General features: G+C 45.5%; 18 protein-coding genes and 1 tRNA gene. 18 read left to right on the forward strand and 1 reads right to left on the reverse strand.

Annotated features, from left to right (window positions below):
* Positions 1–154: 154 nt before the first annotated feature.
* The 5 genes from polA to E1757_RS04420 all read left to right on the forward strand — a co-directional run bounded on the left by polA (position 155) and on the right by E1757_RS04420 (position 5,752).
* The gene (gene polA / locus E1757_RS04400) at positions 155–2,818 is read left to right on the forward strand and encodes a DNA polymerase I (RefSeq protein WP_133225568.1); all 2,664 of its coding nucleotides are present in this window, start codon (positions 155–157) and stop codon (positions 2,816–2,818) included.
* A gap of 57 nt (positions 2,819–2,875) precedes the next feature.
* Entirely contained in the window at positions 2,876–3,736 is an 861-nt protein-coding gene (gene mutM, locus E1757_RS04405) for a DNA-formamidopyrimidine glycosylase (protein ID WP_133225569.1), read from the forward strand.
* 62 nt (positions 3,737–3,798) lie between these two features.
* Positions 3,799–4,491 carry a sporulation membrane protein YtaF gene (ytaF, locus tag E1757_RS04410; protein ID WP_133225570.1) on the forward strand — a complete coding sequence of 231 codons (693 nt, stop codon included), beginning with the start codon at positions 3,799–3,801 and terminating at the stop codon, positions 4,489–4,491.
* A gap of 53 nt (positions 4,492–4,544) precedes the next feature.
* On the forward strand, positions 4,545–5,141 hold the full coding sequence (gene coaE, locus E1757_RS04415) for a dephospho-CoA kinase (protein ID WP_133225571.1): 597 nt from the start codon (positions 4,545–4,547) through the stop codon (positions 5,139–5,141).
* A 2-nt stretch (positions 5,142–5,143) separates the two neighbouring features.
* Positions 5,144–5,752 (forward strand): lytic transglycosylase domain-containing protein, encoded by a 609-nt coding sequence (locus E1757_RS04420; protein WP_133225710.1) that lies wholly within the window; start codon positions 5,144–5,146, stop codon positions 5,750–5,752.
* Positions 5,753–5,787: 35 nt separating this feature from the next.
* Here the strand turns inward: E1757_RS04420 and E1757_RS04425 are convergent, their stop codons facing one another.
* Positions 5,788–6,012, reverse strand: a complete 225-nt coding sequence (locus E1757_RS04425; RefSeq protein WP_133225572.1) for an alpha/beta-type small acid-soluble spore protein — start codon at positions 6,010–6,012, stop codon at positions 5,788–5,790.
* Positions 6,013–6,125: 113 nt separating this feature from the next.
* On the opposite strand from E1757_RS04425, the gene nrdR reads away from it, so the two are divergent.
* The 13 genes from nrdR to E1757_RS04485 all read left to right on the forward strand — a co-directional run bounded on the left by nrdR (position 6,126) and on the right by E1757_RS04485 (position 22,126).
* Complete coding sequence (nrdR, locus tag E1757_RS04430; protein ID WP_133225573.1) at positions 6,126–6,599, forward strand: transcriptional regulator NrdR; 474 nt, start codon at positions 6,126–6,128, stop codon at positions 6,597–6,599.
* 147 nt (positions 6,600–6,746) lie between these two features.
* Positions 6,747–6,823 (forward strand) — tRNA-Ala (locus E1757_RS04435).
* A gap of 525 nt (positions 6,824–7,348) precedes the next feature.
* Entirely contained in the window at positions 7,349–8,290 is a 942-nt protein-coding gene (locus E1757_RS04440) for a hypothetical protein (RefSeq protein ID WP_133225574.1), read from the forward strand.
* 121 nt (positions 8,291–8,411) lie between these two features.
* On the forward strand, positions 8,412–10,007 hold the full coding sequence (locus tag E1757_RS04445; protein WP_133225575.1) for a copper amine oxidase N-terminal domain-containing protein: 1,596 nt from the start codon (positions 8,412–8,414) through the stop codon (positions 10,005–10,007).
* A 165-nt stretch (positions 10,008–10,172) separates the two neighbouring features.
* Positions 10,173–11,729, forward strand: a complete 1,557-nt coding sequence (locus E1757_RS04450) for a hypothetical protein (RefSeq protein ID WP_133225576.1) — start codon at positions 10,173–10,175, stop codon at positions 11,727–11,729.
* The gene (locus tag E1757_RS04455; RefSeq protein ID WP_133225577.1) at positions 11,719–15,108 is read left to right on the forward strand and encodes a hypothetical protein; all 3,390 of its coding nucleotides are present in this window, start codon (positions 11,719–11,721) and stop codon (positions 15,106–15,108) included. Before E1757_RS04450 ends, E1757_RS04455 begins: the two co-directional genes overlap by 11 nt.
* A gap of 133 nt (positions 15,109–15,241) precedes the next feature.
* Positions 15,242–15,556, forward strand: coding sequence for a hypothetical protein (locus E1757_RS04460; RefSeq protein WP_133225578.1), 315 nt, complete (start codon positions 15,242–15,244; stop codon positions 15,554–15,556).
* A gap of 579 nt (positions 15,557–16,135) precedes the next feature.
* Positions 16,136–17,896, forward strand: a complete 1,761-nt coding sequence (locus E1757_RS04465) for a DNA primase family protein (protein ID WP_165971951.1) — start codon at positions 16,136–16,138, stop codon at positions 17,894–17,896.
* Between the two features lie 313 nt (positions 17,897–18,209).
* Complete coding sequence (locus E1757_RS04470; RefSeq protein ID WP_133225580.1) at positions 18,210–18,794, forward strand: hypothetical protein; 585 nt, start codon at positions 18,210–18,212, stop codon at positions 18,792–18,794.
* Positions 18,795–19,152: 358 nt separating this feature from the next.
* Complete coding sequence (locus E1757_RS04475) at positions 19,153–19,854, forward strand: hypothetical protein (RefSeq protein ID WP_133225581.1); 702 nt, start codon at positions 19,153–19,155, stop codon at positions 19,852–19,854.
* An 835-nt stretch (positions 19,855–20,689) separates the two neighbouring features.
* On the forward strand, positions 20,690–20,863 hold the full coding sequence (locus E1757_RS35655) for a hypothetical protein (protein WP_165971952.1): 174 nt from the start codon (positions 20,690–20,692) through the stop codon (positions 20,861–20,863).
* A 13-nt stretch (positions 20,864–20,876) separates the two neighbouring features.
* Entirely contained in the window at positions 20,877–21,401 is a 525-nt protein-coding gene (locus tag E1757_RS04480) for a recombinase family protein (RefSeq protein WP_165971953.1), read from the forward strand.
* Positions 21,402–21,430: 29 nt separating this feature from the next.
* Positions 21,431–22,126: a hypothetical protein gene (locus E1757_RS04485; RefSeq protein ID WP_133225583.1), complete on the forward strand. Its 696-nt coding sequence runs from the start codon at positions 21,431–21,433 to the stop codon at positions 22,124–22,126.
* Positions 22,127–22,136: the final 10 nt, after the last annotated feature.

The raw sequence follows: 22,136 nt of genomic DNA on the forward strand, positions 1-22,136 counted from the left end.
ACGTCTACCTCCCGTGCTTGCATCTGTTTCTCTATAATTATGCTTATGCGCCAGCTTTTGGCATCACCCCCAAGGACATGAATTGCAATATAAGTTTTTCTTCTTGCGTTGTCCTATGATATCATGGAGGTAGTATGGAAAATGGGGTGTAATCATGTCTAAATTGGTCATTATCGACGGCAATAGTATTGCCTACCGCGCCTTTTTCGCGCTGCCATTGCTGAGCAATTCAAGCGGACTGCATACGAATGCGGTTTACGGATTTACGACGATGCTGTTAAAGCTGCTGGACGAACAAAAGCCGACTCACTTTTTGGTCGCATTCGACGCGGGTAAAGCGACCTTTCGACATAAGGATTATGCGGATTATAAAGGCGGGCGGGCCAAAACGCCGCCCGAGCTGTCCGAACAGTTCCCGCTGCTGAGAGAGCTGATTACAGCTTTCGGTATTTCCCAATTTGAACTGGACGGCTATGAGGCCGACGATATTATCGGGACGTTAACGCGGGTCGCCGATGAAAAAGGCGATATCGAAGTCGTCGTCGTAACCGGCGACAAGGATATGCTGCAGCTTGCTTCGGAGCAGGTCACCATCGCATTGACGCGCAAGGGAATCAGCGAGGTCGAGCTGTATGACCCGCCGTATATTATGGAAAAATACGGCCTCACGCCGAAGCAGATCATCGATCTGAAAGGGCTGATGGGCGATACGAGCGATAATATCCCGGGCATTCCGGGCGTCGGCGAGAAAACTGCGCTCAAGCTGCTGCACGAATACGAGTCGGTGGAGGGCGTATTGGCCAACACCGACCAGCTGAAGGGCAAAATGAAAGAAAAGATCGTGGAGCATGCCGACGACGCGAGAATGAGCAAAGGGCTCGCAACCATATACCGCGAGGTGCCTTTGACGTCCACCTGGGATGATCTGACGTACTCCGGCTATGAAGGACAAGCCTTGGCGGATATGTTCCGCAAGCTGGAGTTCAAATCGCTGCTGGAGAAAATGGACTTCTCCGGTCCGGATTCGCCGGACGGCGATCGTCCCGCCCAGGCGGAGATCGCGACGGTTGCCGTCGATCGGGAACGACTGCCGGACCTGCTGGAGGCGCTGCCGCAGGTCGATGCGCTCCATGTCGAGGTGGTGGGCGACAATCCGCACACCGGCTATGTGCTCGGCATCGCGCTTGCGGCAAGCGGCACGTGCTATTACGTGCCGTTCGAAGTGCTAAGCGATGCGTCGGCCGACGCGGAGGCGCTGCGGACCTGGATCGCCTCGTCGGACAAAACGTTGGCCGTCTATGACCAGCACCGGGCAGAGGTCGCGTTATGTTGGCAGGGTATCCGTCTGTGCGGCACATCGTTCGATGTGCTGCTCGCCGCCTACCTGCTCGATCCGACCGAGTCTGCGCTGACGCTGAACGGCCTGTCGACGAAATACGGCCTCCCCGTCCTGAAGGCGGACGAGGACGTGTTCGGCAAGGGCGCGAAGTTTCAGGTTCCCGCGGCTGAAGTCGTGTGCGACCATTTATGCCGCAAGGTAACCGCCGTGCAAAGCCTGCTGGAGCCGATGAAGCGCGATCTGGAGACCGGCGAGATGCACCGGCTGTTCTATGAGCTGGAGCTGCCTTTGGCGTCGGTGCTTGCGTCGATGGAGGAAAAGGGCATTAAGGTCGACGTCGATGGATTGAAGCAGTACGGTGTCGAACTGGCAGGTCAGCTGGACACGATCATGAGATCGATCTACGATGCAGCCGGCATGGAATTCAATATCAATTCGCCAAAGCAGCTCGGAGATCTTTTATTCGAGAAGCTGCAGCTGCCGGTCATTAAGAAGACGAAAACCGGCTACTCCACCGATGCCGAGGTATTGGAAAAGCTGGAGCCTTACCATCCGGTCGTCGGTCATATTCTGAACTACCGGACGCTGGCGAAGCTGCAATCCACCTATGTCGAAGGACTGCTCAAGGAGGTGCGCGAGGATACGGGCAAGGTGCATACGTATTTCAAGCAAACCATCGCGGCCACGGGCAGGTTGAGCAGTCAATATCCGAATTTGCAGAACATTCCGATCCGCCTCGAGGAAGGCCGCAAAATCCGCAAAGTGTTCGTGCCGTCCCAGCCAGGCTGGTCGATCTTGACCGCCGACTACTCGCAGATCGAGCTTCGCGTGCTAGCGCATATATCGCAGGACGAACGGCTGATGGAAGCATTCCGCAACGACATGGACATTCATACGAAAACGGCGATGGATGTGTTCGGCGTGCCCGAATCCGACGTCGATGCCAACATGCGCCGCCAGGCGAAAGCCGTTAACTTCGGCATCGTATACGGCATCAGCGATTACGGCTTATCGCAAAACCTGAATATTACCCGCAAGGAAGCGGCTGCGTTCATCGAGCAGTATTTCGCCGTCTTCCAAGGGGTTCGTCAATATATGGACGACATTGTCAAGAAAGCGCGGCAGGACGGTTATGTCACGACATTACTGCACCGCCGCCGGTATTTGCCGGAAATTACGGCATCCAATTTCAACCTGCGCTCGTTTGCCGAGCGGACGGCGATGAATACGCCGATCCAGGGCTCCGCGGCCGACATTATCAAGCTGGCTATGGTACAAATGGACGAGCGTCTGAAGCGCGACGGCTTCAACAGCCGGATGCTGCTGCAGGTGCATGACGAACTGGTGTTCGAGGTGCCGGAGGACGAAATTGAACCGATGAAAAAGGCGGTTAAGGATATTATGGAAACCGCGTTGGAGCTCGATGTTCCGCTGCGGGCGGATGTCGATACGGGCTCCAATTGGTATGAGGCCAAGTAACCCGTCCCTAAGGACGGCGAAGTCGTTATTCTTCATTAGAAATTGGGGTGATATGCAATGCCTGAGCTGCCAGAGGTCGAAACGGTCCGCCGGACCTTGAACGAATTGGTGCTGGATAAACAGATCGACCATGTTACCGTAAATTTGAGGCGTATTATCCAGCTGCCGGAGGAGCCGGACGAATTTTGTCTGCTCCTGGCCGGTCAAACGATACACAGCGTCGAGCGCAGAGGGAAGTTTCTCCGCTTTGTGCTGGACGATTACACGTTGGTCTCCCATCTCAGAATGGAGGGGCGCTACGGACTGTATGACCGGAACGATCCGCTGGAGCCGCACACGCATGTCGTGTTCCATTTTACGGACGGCAGCGAGCTGCGGTATAAGGATGTCCGCCAGTTCGGCACGATGCATCTGTTTCCGAAGGGACGCGAGCTGGAGGAAAAACCGCTGAATAAGCTCGGGCTTGAGCCGTTGGAAGATACCTTTACACTGGATGCGTTCAAAGGCAGGCTGGCGGGGAGATCGACGAAGATCAAGCCGCTGCTGCTCAATCAGGAATATATCGTCGGCATCGGGAATATTTATGTGGATGAGTCGCTCTATATGGCGGGCATTCACCCGGAGCGGGAAGCTGATTCCTTGAGCCGGCGCGAGCTTGCCGCATTATACGAAGCGATTGTAAGGACGCTGAAGGAGGCGGTCGCGGCAGGAGGCTCATCAATCAAATCGTATGTGAACGGACAAGGGGAGATCGGCTTGTTCCAGCATCAGTTCAAAGTGTACGGCCGCCAAGGCGAGCCTTGCCAAACTTGCGCCCGGCCTATCGTGAAAAGCGTCGTTGCGGGACGCGGCACCCACTTTTGTCCGAAATGTCAGCCGCTGAAACAAAAACGGGTAAAAAAGGCCGCGGTCCGATGACCGTGCACCCTCCGCCCATATTTGCCATATAGTAGGGGTAAACAGGTCGGGAGGGTTAAATTATGCTGCCAGTCATTTCCTTGTTGATTTTGGCATTGGCCGTCAGTTTGGACGGTTTTAGCGTGGGCGTCATGTACGGCTTGCGTAAAATTCGGATTCCTCTACTATCGGTTGCGATCATATCGGCATGCTCCGGGCTCATTATTTTCATATCGATGCAGATCGGCGTATGGATCGCCACACTTGTCGATCCGGACTATGCGAGGGCGATCGGCGGACTGATCTTGATCGGTATTGGCATATGGGCTGTCTACCAGGTCATTATGGAGAAAAAGGAAGCCTCCGACGCCGATCTAAAGGGTGACGCAGCGGATGCTGAAGATTTGACGGCTGCGGCCCTCGCCGCCACGAAAAAAGAAATTTTTTATATTGAGCTGAAGCGGCTTGGGCTCGTCATTCAAATTTTACGGACCCCATCGATTGCCGACATGGACCGGTCGGGCAATATTTCCGCCTCGGAGGCGCTGCTGCTTGGCTTGGCGCTATCGCTGGACGCATTCGGCGCAGGTATAGGGGCTGCGCTCATCGGCTTTACGCCATGGCTGACCTCGACCGTTATTGCGTTTGCCAGCGGCGCATTTCTCGCTACCGGCCTGCGTATCGGGTTCAGGTATTCGGATTTGTCATGGATTCGCCGTATGTCTGTTTTTCCGGGATTTGTTTTGATAATTATGGGAATTATGAAACTGATATAACCATTACGTTCGAACGAGCGTTCGAATCGAATTGTTTCGATAAGGAGAACATTATGAACATAGGTCTCACGGGAGGGATCGCCTGCGGCAAAAGCACCGTATCCGGCATGCTGGTTCAGCACGGCGCGCTGCTGGTCGATGCGGATCGTATTGCCAGGGAGGTTGTCGAACCCGGCAGCCCTGCCCTGGCGCTGATCGTCGAGCGCTTCGGCGGGGACATGCTGAACGGGGACGGCACACTGAATCGCAAAAAGCTGGGGGAGACGGTTTTCGGCAATCCGGAGGCGTTGCAGGATTTGCAAAGCATTACGCATCCCTCGATCCGGGCGTTAATGCGGGAGCGTGTGAAGCAGTACGAGCGGCAGCATCCGGACAAGCTGGTGGTGGCCGACATTCCGCTTCTATTCGAATCGGGACTGCAGGAACAGTATGATGAAGTTATGGTCGTATACGTTCCCCGCCATGTCCAATTGGACAGGCTGATCTGGCGCGACGGCTTATCCGTCGAACAGGCTGAGCAGCGTCTGCTGGCGCAAATGGATATTGAGCAAAAGAAAGAGTTGGCCGATATTGTCATCGACAATGAGGGGACGCTTGAGCATACGGAAAGTCAAGTGGAACAATTTTTACGGGAGAGGGGGCTTCTATGAGCATTAGCTTTTGGCGAAAAAAGCGGGTGTTTGCCCTTTTTCTGGCAGCCTTTGTCATATTTATGTTTTTGAGCAGCTCCATGGTAGGCCGAATGCTGTATCCGATCCGATTTGAGGAAGATATTAAGCTCAATAGTGAGAAATATGAATTGGACCCGTTTTTAATCGCAGCCATTATTCGTGTGGAATCGAACTTTAAAGTCGATATCGAGTCGAAGAAGGGCGCGTTTGGACTTATGCAGCTTATGCCGGATACTTCGGAATGGATCGTCGAGATGGGGCATTTTTCGCCCGAATACAAACAAAATTTACACAATCCCAAGGTCAGTATACAATTAGGATCGTGGTATCTCAATTGGCTGCACAAGCAATTTAAAGGCAATACGGTAGCGGTTATCGCCGGTTACAACGCAGGGCAAGGCAATGTCAACCGCTGGATGCAAAATAATGAATGGGACGGAACGCTGGAAAGAACCGATGCGATTCCTTTTGGCGAAACAAGACATTACATTCAGCGCGTTTTGTATTATTATAATAAATATCATAAGCTTTATGCACAAGAATGGGGAATGTCCGAGCATAAACAAAAAAGTATTGGACAAGCTCCATAAGGAGCCTGTTGTCCAATACTTCTTCCTACAAATGATTACTTAAATTGTCCGGCAAGTTGTTGTTCGGCGATTTGTACCAGGCGGCGAGTGATGTTACCACCAATCGCACCAGCGTCACGAGTAGCCATGTTACCCATGTAACCGTCTTGAGGAATAGCGATACCCAATTCCTGAGCTACCTCGTATTTCAATTGATCCAACGCTTGGTTCGCTTGAGGAACAACAAGTACGTTGCTGGAACGAGATTGTCCTTGAGCCATGTTTGTTCACCTCCTTGTCGTTGGTAAACCTATTATGCGCGTTTAACCAAAGTTCATGAGAGGAATTCACTGGCAATTTTTGAGATCTGCCGGGCTTGAAGGAGTGAAAACAAATGAAGTGCCCTTATTGCGACTACCAAGGAACCAAAGTGCTGGATTCCCGGGCAGCGAACGAGAACAAGTCGATTCGTCGCCGCAGGGAATGCGAGCGCTGCACGAAAAGGTTTACCACATTCGAAATGGTCGAGGAAACACCGCTGATCGTCATTAAAAAGGACGGAAGCCGTGAAGAGTTCAGCAGAGAGAAAATGATGCGCGGCCTTATTCGCGCCTGTGAGAAGCGTCCTGTGTCCGTCGAACAGCTGGAAATGATCGTTTCCGAGGTGGAAAAACAAATCCGTAATACCGCCCACGCGGAGGTCGACAGCCGCGACATCGGTGAAAATGTGATGGAACAGCTGTACCCGGTCGATGAAGTGGCCTACATCCGGTTTGCTTCGGTATACCGGCAATTCAAAGACATCAATATGTTTATGCGCGAGCTTACCGACATTCTCTCCAAGCATCGCACCGGTGATAATAATTAATCCGCAGGTGTAAGCGGCAATTATATTGACAACCTTCTTACACCTGTGGTATTATCATTTTTGTCGCCAATACGGGGCCTTAGCTCAGCTGGGAGAACACGATTACCAGTTTAGCACCCAAAATAAAGTTCTTTAAACCTAATACGTGGGGAATTAGCTCAGTCTGGGAGAGCGCTTCGCTGGCAGCGAAGAGGTCAGGGGTTCGAGCCCCCTATTCTCCACCAACACCTAAAACCAAAACGGCAGAGATGCCGTTTATTTTTTTATACCTTAACTGCATGAGTAAAGGTGATCCCATTATCTGGATCACCTTTTTTTTTCGCAAATTGATTTTATTCTAGATATTTCTTTAATTACAGAGGATATCATTCCATTATTTTTCTTAGTAAGAAATACTAACGATTTCAGCAGAATAATCCAGATTTGAATTTTATAAATTGAGCACTAGTTCGATCCGCTGGCTTACACCGAACGCCTTCTCCTACTCGATCCGCGAATCTTCCTGTTAGAGTTTCTTGAATAGAGATAACTTCAATGGTAGAATCCTACCAATTTACACATTATAACTTTTTGCTTATTTTCCTTGTTTCTTGAGTTAATCTGAATTTCTACTTTTGAAGACTAAAGATGAGAAAAATTACAGTAATAAAGGAGCGTAATCTGGGTAGTTGATGATTCACGCTGTGCGATCCTTGTGTAGAAAAGCGGTTGGAGGAAGCTAAACAAAGAATTGAAGGGTGGGATTGGGTATGTTGAGTAAGGGTTTAGAGGATCAGCTTGTGGAACGGTTCCCTTGGACAGCGGATACTGCCATTTTTGTTGATGCTGGTTGGTATCAACTGATTTGGAATATGTTTGAGGAGCTTGAACCGTTTCGCGTTAATCTCGAAGTTAGGGAAATCAACGAAAAGTACGGAGCTATGATTATCGACTACCGTGAAAAAGAAGAATGCCCCACGGAGGTCACGACAATTATCAGAAAATATGTGTTGCTATCTGATAAGACTTGTGAAGTATGTGGTGCAGATGGGAGAATTCGAGTGCTTAAGGGATGGCAAACTGCATATTGTGATCCTTGTTTCAAATCAGCCCAAGATGAACATTTAAAGCGGTTAGCTGAACTTAAAGCTAGAGACATCGAGAACTTTAACGGCTTATGCTTCACCTGTAGTTCGACTGGAACCCTTCGTGAGTTAGGGAACGAAGTTAGAAGAGGTTATTGTGATCCTTGCTACGAAAAGCATTTATTGGACCAAGAGTTTCTAAATTTTAGGGGTGGCTTGTTCTGGAAAGATCAGGAGCAACTCAGGCAAGAAATCTTGCAGCGTTTTTCTTGGGCTGAAGTTAAAAATGATAATGGAAACGGCAAGGGATATCTTGCTCCATTCTTTTGTAATAAAGGCTGGTTTTTATTGATTTGGAGGATGCTTAGTGAGATCGAGGAGTTGTTTAAAGAAAAAAATCTCCCCATCGATGTCCACATTAATGAAGTCTCTGAGAAGTATGGTGAAATGCGTGTCTGGGTAAGTAGCGACATCATTCCAGACTTGGTTCAGGGGATCGTTGATAAATACGAAAAGTTGTCTCGGGAGACTTGCAAAGAATGCGGAGAAAAAGGTTCCAATCAAAATGTGAAGTCAGCCCCGTACTGCGAACCACATTTAATCAGTGAGTTAAATCGTATGGTGTAGCGGGGTTGAGAGGGCATCTCGGAATTCCAAGATGCCTGTTATTTTCTAACTTACAGGTAAGCTTGTAGACTGCTTCCTTTCGTGCTTACCGTTCAATTTCCAAGCAAAGGAGAAAGGTGAGATGGGGACTATTTCGGATCGTCGTAAAAGTAAAGGCAAAGATATTGATGAAAACACCCAAATCCATATGAGTACGGAATATACGAGGCATAAACCAGTTAGGAGGAAATTCAATTTTGTAATATGTGGTATGTTGATCAGTTCGTTGTTACTCGGCTCAATCGCTCTCAGTGGGGGTAACATGGCTTCAGCAGCAACATCTCACCCGACCACCCAAGCAGTCGCCGCGGAGCAGCAACTGAGTGTGAGTTTTCAAGATGAGCAAGCATTGATTAGAAATTTGAAGCTTTCTGTGAAGGTAATAGAGGAAAAAGGGTTCAACATAAATACTATCTCTAAGATTTTAGATGGGCTTAATGCAGTTGATGAGAAGCTTTCCTCGGGCGGCTTTGTAGATAAAACTGAGTTGAAGCCAGTGATCCTCGATGTGGAGAGAGTCTTTGCTCAATACGGTTCTGATGGGTTATTAACGCTCCGTAATGATCAAACTACGCTTGCTAGTATAAAACAACAACTCGGTATGACGTATAACTCCAATTATGCTTCTCAATCACCAGTTAGTAAAAAGAACGAGGTAAAGATTCTCTCAGCAGGTGTTCTCATTCCGTCCGTTGTGATTGATGGGGTGAAGCAGTCATATCCGCAGTCACCAGTCATCCAAAACGGAAGCACACTTGTCCCACTTCGAGGAATCTTCGAGTCATTAGGTGCTACGGTTAGTTGGTCGAACGCAACAGAAACTGTTTCTGCAACAAAGGGTTCAACAGAAGTCTCTCTGAAGGTCGGCAGTGAGGTCGCCTACGTAAATGGGAAACAGGTTAAACTAACGGCTCCTTCAACTAAGATCAATGGATTTACGATGGTTCCATTACGGTTTATTGCTGAAGCTTTAGGGGGAACGGTTAAGTGGGACAACGAAACACAAACTGCCTACATTGAATCAACAAAGAGCCCGACAAGTTCAACGGGACAAATGGTAGGTGGAATCAAGGTCTTATATGGGAAACACACATACGATAGTGCAAACCAAACTGAGTACAACAAGGTGATGGAGATTGTCAACGGAGCTATTCAAGGGGTTGACACTGTTGTATTCGGCGGGGAAAAGTATTCGGAGTATTATTCTGACTACCTAAATGGAGCAAGATGGTCGGGAAATACAAATACTACGGATCACAAAGAACAGGAAAGGAATAAAGGACTAAAATCTGCCGAGAACAAAATCGGTCCGCTTGTCGAAGAAGGCTTAAGTAAAGATGAGATTATCAAGGTCTACAAAATAGTAAATGTTGCGCTTAACCTGTTACAGGGAAAAGCAGATCCAGGTGACGGTTCTCCTTCGTCGGCAGCAGATAATTTATTATATAACAGAAGCGATTGTGACGCTGAAGCCCAGGTTTATTCTGCGGTTTTTGACTCAATGTCTTACAACACTGCCATTATCGGAGGAGCAAACCACGCACAGATAATAATTAAGATTGGAGGATCGTGGTTCACAACGGCAGCTGGTGCTTTTGAAAAGGTCGATGTGCAAAAAGCTTTGAAAGGTGGTTCAGCTATTGTAGTCGATCCTACACTAGGTAGATCAACATTATAAAACTTATTGTTGGGTTTTTATGCGGTGTCTTTCGGGGCATCGCTTTTTGTTTTGATGAATTCTGTTTCAATTTCAGCACCTGATAACAGAGATAAAACACAGTATTCAAGGATAGTTTTTGAATCCTAAGTGTAAACCCACTAACAATATCAGGAGGAACAGTAAATGAAGAAGCTACCCATAGTAGTGAAGAGGTTATTCATTGGAACCTTTGCCTTGTCTTCAGTCCTTGTAGCATCCTCAGTTTCGGCAGCCGAGGATCAACCGCAGCCAATCGTAGAACAAGTTCAGATTGAAGCTCCAACAGATTCTGTAGAAACACCCCTTTCGATCTCAAATGAAATGGTTCAGCCGCCGCCGACTATCGACAATACTACAAGGGTAGTAAAAGACGGTATCCATTTGGATGTTCTGTATAATGCTCAAGCGTTTATCCCTGAGTTTACATTAGAGCTTTGGTCAGTAACGGAGGATAAGCCGATCAGTTCTGCAGTTGGTAACAGCAAGAACTATGACAAGGTTAAGGGTGCATATCACTTAATCTTCAACCACCCTTCGGGGTTTAAGCTCGGTGACGAACTCGCCTTCATTCTTCGCAAAGCAGATGGAGTCGTAGAGTACATCAAGTTCCAAAGTGAGAAACCGAATGAAAAGGGTCAGTACACATTTAATAACCTTGAGCGTGATACGAACTACTTGTTCCCAATCGACAGTTTTACCTATTTCGAAGGCGAGGAAGGCAACGAAAAGGCAATCAGCGATTTGATTGCAACGAACCTTCACCCGATCAAGGCTTCGTTGCAAACAAACAGCAAGAAAATCGGGTTATTGCTCCAATCGGAGTCCGGCACTCCACTCAAGAAAACGCCGATCGACATTAAGCTCTTGAACAATAAGGGAGCTTTCAAGCAGACCTCGGATGATGATGGTATGGTCTGGATCGATAGCAACAAGCTTACTTGGAAGTTCCTTGTTTCCTCCCCCGGCAAGGTAGTGAACGGTAGTAATAAGTTTGAAGTAGAGTTGCCACAAGTGGTTGTTATAGGTCAGCAAAAGGAAGCCATTACGATTCCGGTGGTATTCCAAAATGAGGTTGCTGCTCAAACCAGTAACGTTAAGGTCAATCTCTCACCAGTCGGTAACACGGATTTAAGTACATCGTGGACGGAAGTCGATGTCACCCTGTCGTCTTCAGATGGGGTATCAAGCGCCTTCACTCTTAATCCAGAGAACAAAACCATTTCAGGTCTACCCGATGGCACATATAAGGTGACTGTTGAAGGTAAGTATGCCAATGCATCCTTGAAATCTGATTCCATAAACGTCAAAAACGGCTCTGCGTCACTCGATGTCCAGTTGAAGCCGAAGTATACCCTAGAAATTGACAAGGACGGTAAGCCCTTCAGTTTCACAGTTATCAACGTCGAGAAGATTGCTGAGAAGATTTACAAAGGTAAGGACGCAATCACCTACGGGGTAACCCCAGGTGAGTCTTTCATGATCAAGGACAATGACACAGGAAAGATCGATAATGTCTTCATTGATCCCAAGTCAGAACACACCAAAGTTATCCTTGGAGGTGGTGTCGTCTTTGGAGGTTCAGCAACCATCCCGCATACTGGAGATTCGATTGTGTGGGATATCATTTGTTTCGTGGCATCCGTACTCGGGGCGGCATTAGTTTTCGTAAAGATGAGGAGGAAGACAAAAAATGCGAACTAAATACTTAGCACTTAAGCTTTTATTGACCCTGTCTTTGTTATTTTCGCTATTTTTCGGTCTAATCGAACCTACGATGGTTCAGGCGGCTTCAGCCGGGGTTGGTGGGGTCAATGGTTCAACTGGTGGTGCAACTTCAGGGACTGCAGCTGGCGATTTTCAGACCTCAGATAAGGTTGCAGTGTTAGGTGTAGGCTTCATTTCGAATCCCGATGGGATCTTAAGCGAAGTTGCTTCTGTTGAAGATCTTGAAGATCCGTTTAAGTTCAGTCATGAGCTCGAAAAAACTATGTTGTATATCTCTCCAAACAAAGAGTTCGATACCTTATTCCGCAAGTCGGGAAGCGGTTTGCTTGGCTACACCACCGCTGATGGGGTAATTACGCTCTACGGTAACAACCCACTATACTCTGACAGCACAGCACTCTCAAGCCATGATGCTTTGATGGTTAAGACTCTTGAGTACGCAGACAAGGCTCAGGACAGTAAAAACTATTTCGAGCAAGTAATTGGCAAGGCACTCGTCTCCATCGATCCGAACGATCCGAGCCGGAATTTAGGGGGAACAGGCGGAATACCTGTAGGATCGACTTTGAAGAAGATACTTGAGCAATATATCGTTAAAAATGGTAAACCGGATATCGATAGTCAAATCAATCAAAGTATGATACTGCAGGGGTATCTTAATCTCATCAAGGAACGGGGCATACTAAAGGGCGATGAGTTCACTAACTTTGAAAGTCAACTTCATTCTGCATTTAAAGCCAATAAGCTCACCTTGCTGTTCCATACAGTAGTTGGGATTTCCGTTAAAGACAACAGAGCATATACGAGTCGTGATTTTGGTTTCATCCCTTCTCATGATGCAGTGACATGGTATCTTGATATTCAAAAAGCCGCCAAGCCTTCAGACAAAAAGATTCAAGGCTTAAGCGCTAATCGTGAAGCAGAAGCTGTCACCCACGGAGGAGCCTCAACTACTGCAATGGGAGCATACTCTCCTTATTTAGAGAACGGTAACCTTCCGTTCAGCTTCAGAACATATATGCGTGATAATTACGCCAAGACCTTAAAGCCGGTAACTACGGAAGTTGGACTCTCAGGTGACATTTCTGTTAACCCGTTCGGTGGTTGGGGTATGCAAAAATGGAGTGATGGTAAATACGGAAACACCCCTGCTATCGAGGCAGAAGTCCACGTTACTGTCGTTGATAAGAACGACAAACCGACTGGTGAAACTTTCACAGAACCAGTAAGGGGCTGGTCTGAGCAGAACAAAAACCTTCTTGGTTCACTAAATAATTGGATTATCACAGATGGGATGATAGTCGATCATGGTGGAAAGTCCTACGAAATCATGCCTGATGATGCAGCACGTTTTTCACTGGTCGATAAGAAGGATAGCGAGAACCTAAATAAGGAGAAGCTTACCATTGCTGGGGCTGGAAAAGATGGTTTTATTTCTTTACCGACAAATGGTGCTAATCAATGGGAAATAGAATTGGGGTATGATGCTCCAAGCCCACTCGATTTGAATAAATATCTTGGTGGAGACGGTGTATCTTCTGTCGAAAACAAATATGCCAAATCGGGTGAAGCATCAAATGCCAAGCTTACCTTGTTCGTAAAAGCTAAAGAAGACATCCCAGGCGAACCGATCAGCAGTTCATTCGAAGTCCCACAATGGATGCTCTCGGAGTATTGGGCTAACATTTCACCTAATGGCTCAAATAAATCGAAGTTCTCTTTAAGTTTACCGATTCAGACGTTCGACAACCCAAGACTTTCCCCTTCTGGTATGCAGACCTTTAGCTTGGTAGATCCTGCATCGACACCTTGGGGAAAGAGTCGCGCAAAATTATTTAATGATGTCCCGAACAAAGATATTTCCGTTTACAGTACTTCCGCTTTTTTTAAGGAGGCAGGCGATTTACTCGCAGTTAAGGATAACAACACGGTATTAAATACGAAGCTTGCGGAATGGGTAAATCCTTTTAAACTGTTTGATGGTAAGATTGGCACCGCTAATCAAGGCACGGTCGAGGATAAATCAGTTGTCAAGAAGAGCAGTATCTTCTCTTACGGGGTAAAAGCACTTTCCTCGATTTACACCTATAGCGAAACAAGATGGAGAACATCTTGTGGTGAAAATGGCTGTTCGTCGTATCCTTACACTTGGTCGGGAGCGGCATCTCAAAGCACCAGTACTGCAGATTATGGTGTAACCGTTCAGTTTAAACACTACACTCCAAAGGACAGCTCGGTGACGAAGAAGTTCGAGCCGACTTCAGGGTCTACGAACGGTCTTTACTGGCAGACCAAGCAGTTCCAGGATTCCTTCTCTGTATTTCCTGAGGTTTTAATGGGGTATGCTGATGCTTCTGGTAATACAAGCGTAGCCTTTACTGTAGGTGAAAAAGCCAGAGCGATCCAACCAGTTAGCTATAATCAGGCGAAATTCATAAACATTGAAGTCGAACCAACGGTAATGGGTATGAGTACAGCAACTGACTCTGCAGCTAAAGCCTTGGCAACTCGACTCAATTCCGATAAGGACGTGCTTTATAAAGGCTCGGCTACAACAAACAACTTTGAAGTGAAGGGCAATCTCGAAATTAAGAACTTTGTTTTGGATATCGGAAACTCTGCACTTAAGAACAGTTGGAATCCATCATTGCAGTATAGTACAGATGCCATCAACGATTCCTACTTGGCTGAATACGCGACTAAAAACCCTGAAACAGGCAAGTGGCAAGTGACTTTCGATGCTGACGGCAAATTTGTCATCAACGGTAAAGATTTTGGCGGTCAATCGTCCAAGCAAACCGTTGATCAAATGCCGACCACAGTGAAATATCATTCCCTCGAAGTACGCGGCGGAAAACTAGTAGGGGTAAACGGATCGCGTGATCTGAGCAGCCTTTCGCAAGAACTGAAGGATGCATTGACTCGTATGCACATATCTACCGACGATAATGTATTCAGCACCTTCGAGTTGGGTGGCGGAGACAAGTTGACCGAAGCGAAAATCGCATCTCTTGCAGCTGCTGTTCGTGGCTCCAACGATATTGCAGTGGGTAAAGGCTGGTATTCCGAGGATACAACAGTTTTAGTTGTAAGGGAATATGTGACGCTGTTCCCCATCCCTGGCTTTCAATATGCCGACAAGATCCCACTCGAGTTGACTCCTGATCTTGCAACGCCTATTGATAAAAACAAATTCTTCAGCGTCGGAGCACCATTATTCACCAAGTTCCATTTGAGAGCAGGTAATGCCGAAATGACAGCCGATAGCTCTACAGGTCAAGGCGGTGTTAAAAATTTGCCACAGGCAATAGTAAGCAATACCTCAGTGCTCGACACTTTCGGCACTGTTCAGTAATAAGGATTGACGATCTGAGAGAAGGTTCCCTTGAATCGGGAACCTTCTCTTTTTTGTTTTTTGACAAGCTGGAGTAATTAGGACTTTCAAGGTATCATAGCTACTACTATTTTCTTTGGGAGGGGTGCTATTTGTGCCTAAACTTTCTGAATTAGCTCTTTATAATCGTTTCCCTTGGGCGGTTCCGCTCAAACCTGCTATTGATCCTGATGAGGGGTTTTATGATGTGCAGCCTTGGCAATTTCCCGAGCCGGTGCTTGAACTGATCGAGCAGATGTTCACTGAGGTCGATAATTTCTTTAAATCAACAAATTTGCCATTCGAATTAACAATCTTCGAGATCAAAGAGGTTTTTGGTTATCTGGATATCTCAAGTCTAACCCCGCATGCAGAGGTGACTGCCATCTTTCTTAAATATCGTGAGCTGTCCAAAGAGTTTTTTCAATAACGGGGTATCGAATGAAGCTGGCATAAAATTTGTCAGCTTCTTTTTGTGTCTTGAGTCATTAATCTAATAGCGAAATGTAATTCCGGCTTTTTCAGGTTCTCTAAGCTGCTTGAAAATAATTACTAGACCAAAATCTATTTCAACACATTCTCGCTGATCTAAAAGATAGTAGTAAGCAGAGAACTTCTCAAAAACAAACTAACGTTCAGTATCAACAAACCTACCTATAACAACTCAACTCGCTCAGAGTTGAGTTTCTTTATTCCCCCTACATATTCCGATTCACCCACCCACCCAACCAGAAACTATTCCCTCCCCCGTTCACGACTCATCCCTCCTTCAGCAAGACATGGAATCCAAAATCAGGACATGAACACCCAAATCAGGACATGAACCTCCACAGGGTGGAGTTGAAACTCAATAGCGCAAGAGGTGGCAGACATTCAAGTGTAGGCAAATCGCTCTTTGACAACCAAACAAGCTAATTTTCACCGGAGCGAGATCGCTCCCATGTTACCGCCAGTTAAGTGTAAGCAGCATCAAAGCAAATCGAAAATAGCCACAGGAGGGCAACAAATCATGGAAACTTATTCATTTGAGCAAGAAGAGTTAAGTATGAACACAGCTACTGATTTTAGAAATATTTATTTTGCTCCAGTTATTCAAGAAAGCGTAAGTGGAAGAATGTCTCAAGATCCGTTCCTTCAATGGGCTTTAATCAACATGAACCAATTGAATGTGCCTTTAGTTGAAGGACTTGCTTCAAATCTGAAAATGTTGACGGATGCTGGTAAACAGTATTTAGAAGAGTTGTTAAAAGTTCTTTCTGAAGGCGACTCTACGGAAGACTTAGTGATTGCATTAAAAAATTCATTCTACAGTGAAATCGGTGATATTTCGCCAACAAATTATCATTCCTTAGTACAGAATGGATATTCGGGTGAAGTTCCTTATGGTGGTTTTGGAAGCCCCGCTGAGAATATTTTAAGAAGTATTAAGGAAGTCAAAAAGAGAAATAGAGGTATCTCAGAAGCTAGGGGTAAAATTGAAGTCAACTCTAATATCTTTGCTTCTTTCGTGTTAAGGCGTATGTTTTTGGTTCAACTGGAGAATGGTCAAATCTATGTGTATACGAACAGTGGTTATTATATTGAAATGAGTGATCGGCTTTTAAGAACAATTTGTCGTGAAATTCTTCATGACGCTGAGCCAAATATCTGGAAGAAGAAATATGAAACAGAATACATTGAGGCTTTGAAGAGAGAGATCCCGTATGTTAAAAGTATGAATCCCGAACCAAAGTACTTGAATCTAAGATCCGGGATGTTGGGGTTGTATTCTAGAGAACTTGTAAGTCACCATCCCAAGTTCTTGTCCACCTTCCAGATTCCAATTGCGTATGATTCAAAAGCTGAGTGTCCAGTATTTATTAACTTCCTCCATGATATTTTCGATGGTGATGAAGAACGTGTAAATCTTGTCCAAGAGTGGATGGGTTATTGCTTCCTGAATGAGATTAAAATTCAAGCTTCCCTCATTTGTCTTGGCGGGGGTTCAAACGGAAAGAGTGTTTTAGCAGAAATCATTAGAAATCTGATTGGGGTAGAGAATGTTTCAAATGTTCCCTTAAATGCACTGAACGGACGTTTCGGGCTGCAAAATCTCCCAGGGAAGTTGGTTAATATTAGCGCAGAAAATGAACTTTCTAAAAAATTTAATACTCAGAATTTCAAGATGCTGACAAGTGGAGATGCCGTAAATGTGGAGCAGAAGTACACTCCTTCGTTTAACACGAGTCTAGTTGTAAAGTCGATTATTCTATTGAACAGCATGATGGACACTGATGATTTATCAAACGGTTTTTTCCGCCGTCTCATAATTCTTCCCTTCAATAAGACTTACCGAGAGTTGAAAGCAGGTGAGACTCCAGTTGCAGGTGTAGCTTACATGGATAAAACTCTTACAGATAAACTTCTAAAAGAGTTGCCGGGAATATTAGTTTTTGCTCTGGAGGGGTTGGCGAGGTTGATCGAGAACGACTTCAATCTAACTAGAAGCAAAGCATGTGATCACGCTTTGGATAAGTATAAAAATGAGCTGAATCCAGTTGCCGAGTTTGTAATAGAACAGGTTTATGAGGATGATGCGGCAGTGACCTTACGTTCAAGCTTTAAAGATGATTTTAATAGATGGGCAAAAGAAAACGGGTTTGAGAAGGTGAGTAATTCAAGAAAATTTATGGATCTCTTCAAACGTGTATTGGAAGAATATAAGATGCCTTATCAGGAAGGTAAGATTAATGGTTATTGGTATATTAAAGGACTAGGTGTGAGGTTATAAATACCGTAAATCAGCATCCAGGGCATCAAGGGCATCACTTTGTATGCACTCTGCAAATAATTACCTAGCGTAGAGTTGGACAGGTAATTCATGATTTGAGAGTACTACTTTAAGCACTAGGGGTATCCAGGGCATCAAGGGCATCACTTTAAATGATTTAGCAGAAAAATTGACTTTGGGCTTCGAATAAGTCGACGTTTCCATTTGAGATGTAACTAAATCATTGATCTATAAAGCGTACAGCGCATCCTATTCGGGGTATCGAAGCCCCAACCACAAATTAACCGGCACTAAGCCGCAGGAGGAACCATACATGAGCAATTATAAGACACATTCCAGAGTGAAAATGTTGCTAAATGGAGAACAGCTTTTCTTTGAGACTAGAGATGACCAAATGAAAAAGACTCTTCAGCTTTACAAAGGTATCAACAAATTTATGTTTGAAAATTGTGATATGGATACTGATACCCTCGGAGTGGAGCTTTCTAAGGAGTTGGCAAAATATATGCTAGATTGGGTTGGGTTAGGTCAACTCGCTAAAAACTTCAAGAAGGGTCACAAGACGCTTATCTTTAAGGAAGGGCATGTCATCGATAATGTGCTTTTGGAGGAAAGCGATAGAGAATGCATAAGCAAACTATCTGATGAGGGGTTCCGAGTTTTTCTGGTAGTTGTTCAAATGTTGGACAAGCCACTCAGGGGTAAAGTTGCTACTACACATTATTATTACTTACCTGCAAACCTGTCCCATTACATCGACTTTGCAAATGACGATAGATTTCATTCAAACGTGAAGGATTATTTCAATAAATTCCTTTATGCTATGATCTACGGTGAAATTGAGAAGCCCCATCAAGTGTGGCATTCTAAGGAACTCACGTCCAGATTAGGTAAGTAACGCATGAGTATTCTCTGTTTGTTAGGGGTCGGCATATTTTCAGCAACCAGTTAGCTTCCGCAGTTAGGGGGAGCTCCCGAACGAAAACGTCTTTCAAAAAGCCCTCTACGCCCCGTTCAATCCCCTCGGGGCTTCCCTTGGTATTCGGAAGCCCCCATACCCCTCTCAAATCGCCGGACAAGCCCTTCAAAATCGATCCATTCGTCTCGCCCTAACCCCGCTAAGGGGTAGTAGCCTTTATTTTGCTCTTAATTCGCCATTTCGGTCGCCAATACCCGACGAAGGATCAGTTTCATCGAATGTCTATTCCCCTATAGATGAAAAACACTCCAACCGATATTATTGGAGTAAGGGGTGTGTGAAAATCGTGATTACGTTCAGCGTTAACGAGAAAAGATTTCATGAGAAAGACCTAAGAATAATAGCCCGTCAGCTTAAGAAGTTGAAAAGCCCAAATTGTGATGAGGATGAAAGGCTTGGCATAAGCAACCTGATCTCTGAGTATTTAGAAAAAGGTAAAATACCTAAGAATATAAAGGACTATCGTGCTTATGGTAAACGTGTAGAGCACGAAGAGATGCTGGATAACTGGAGAAAAGGGATAGGGCGTAACAAAATCTATCACTTAGCTCTTGATGGGGCAATTGATATGGAGTCCGATTCGAATACAGAACACGATAGGGTTTCTGATTACCGGAACGCATCAATCGAAGGTAAGGTAGTAGCTAAGGAAGATCGAGAAGTCCACTTCAGGGTGTTCAGTATTGTGGAAGCACACCTCAAAGAGTTGGGGGTATCCTTGATCAAAGAGGTCATCGTTCCGTTATTTAATGCGGTATTGGTTCAGACCAAGGGGGAAGTCCGAAAGCCGAGATTGACAAGAGATTTCGTATCCGACCAGAAGGCAGCTATAGAGGTTGTCAATAAGTATGAACATTGTCTAGCGGATATCAAAATTGAGCCTGACGGAACAGCACTTACCGACGAAGTGATTCTCTTCTTGGAACAGAAAACGCTTCGCGACTTGATCGGTTTAATCTACAAAGACAAGTTTCTTTGATAGCTGGTGAAGCTGAGCCTGCAACATCGGAAGTATAGTCCGATTATGTCGAGGTCAGTTGCGGTAAATGATCTTCAGTGTTGCAGAAGAACACATAGACCCCTTCAACGACGCGGCTTTTTCGCCCAAATATCGAAAATGTAGCCAGTAAGTATTAATTGGAGTGTAACACTTCAAACGCCCTGTTAAGGGGTAACGATTATTACGAACCGAAGTCCTTTTATAAACGTTGAGAGCAGCCGGATCGGGTTCGGCTGCTCTTTTCTTTTGGCACACCTCCACTTCCATACGGCGAGAAGGTAAAGCCTGGGCTTCAGGGGGTTAGGGGGGCATCACTTTTCCGAACGCATTCCAAAGTTTTTATCGAAAGATAACCCGATTTCAACATCCACCCAACCACCCACCCAACCTATCACAGATTTTCCGACTTACAGGCTCCAACAGCGAGTATTCGATCACCCTCAATTCGTAAACTCCTAAAAATCCGCCTATGTCCTGCTTGCGGTTTCCTTCCCCTTCCTCCGTCCCTTCGCTGTTGGTGGGGTAGCCCATTAAAAGGCTCGCCTTGTTTTGCCCTTCTAAATCGCTTCACGCTTGCCCTTCCCCTTTTCCGCTGTCTACCCACCACCTATGTCTACTCGCTCGTCTGTGCGCCCCACGGTCGCCCAACGCTCTATATTCACTCTCGCGCTTCGGTTAGCGTTATTGTGAAGGGTCGGTCTATGAAAATAATTATGAAAATTGTATGTTAAACGTCTTGCATTAACTGACAATGGATGCTAAAATAAATACATAAAAGGAAATAAATTACAGTAAAATTCGGGAGGTTGTTAAAATGTTTGATATGACAACGATGTTATGTGCTTTCGGCTTTGCTTGCACCATTATCGGAGTAAAAACTTTTGCATTGTCGGTAGACGACAGTAACTCTGCAACAGTAAGAAAAATTTCTGGAGTTACAACTGCTGCTTCGTTAATCACTATTCTTGCTATCTACACTAACATTTAAGAGGTGAATGGTAATGAAGTTCGGGTATGTTAGAGCAAGAACGAAGAAGGAAATCAACAGCTTTTATGAACAGGTTAAACCAGATGAGCTTTTCGTGGATTTAGCTAATGCTTTTGGGGAGTCAGAGGGGTTACAGTTAGCCAAAATGCTCAAAACAGCAACTGCAAATGACACCATCGTATTTCGGGGATTCAGTCAGCTGGCTGACAGTACTGAGGAATTAAGTAAATTACTTTCGACTTTGCTCACAATTGATGCAAAACTAACGATCCTTGACGAAGAGGACGGCGGTTTACTGATGAATGATCTTAGCTTGAAGGTCGTTGATTACATTTATAGATTCGAAGCCGCTAAAGAGAAAGCGGTTTTTGCTAGAGAAACTAAAACTGGTCGTAAAGCGATGGAGTATCCAACTAATTTTTATGATGTTTATAAGGATTACGCATCTGGATCTATTAAAGCAGCCAAAGCAATTGAGCTTTTAGGTTTGAAGAATAGGGCTAAGTTTTACGAGCTAGTCAGAATGTTCGAAGCTTAACAAAGATATTGTTTCAGGAGGGACTAGGTATGATGGAATCACATATGCTAACGTTTTCTGTCAATAAGTCAATACGTAAAATTGCTGATGCTGCCTATGATATTATTGAAAACAATCCGCGTTTCATGTTAGATCCTCTCGAGCGGGAAGGCGTTAGCGCAGGTTTCCTAAAATTGGTTGAAGGAAAAGGTAAACCGACTGATAAACCTATTAATGCGGGTGCATATGGGTATGGGGTTGAACGGAATACACAAAGGAGAAACTATAAACGGGAAGTCGCCCCGTTAACCGCAGAAGAACTTGAAGCTGGTGTTAGAGGGGTATCAGAAACTGTTTTCGTTGCGAAGTATTCTTTCTCAAATGATGAAAATTGGTTGGAGTCATTAGAGATAGATGTAGATCTTGTAAAAACTGTATTCCAGTTGGTGGAAGAGCACATCTACAGTCATGAAAGTGCCAAAGGTAAGTGGAATCCCGCAAGTTTAAGGGGGGTATTAACTAATGCAATGAAAAATAACGCAAGAAGCCAATCGACTCTCACCATTTGGAAGAATGAGTACACCGACTTGAGTTTTATTATCATCCCTCCGAACAACCTTAAGCTTAAAAGCTTTCTGGAAGATTACGGAACACTCGAAGAATTTCTGCGCTACATTCTTCGGCATAGAGAACTTTGCGAGGCGTTAGAGCTTTACGAAACTAGCTATGATCTTGCAGCGGTATAAGAAACTGTGA

Origin of the sequence: Paenibacillus piri (assembly GCF_004354045.1) — a bacterium.
Classification (GTDB): Bacteria; Bacillota; Bacilli; order Paenibacillales; family NBRC-103111; genus Paenibacillus_S; species Paenibacillus_S piri.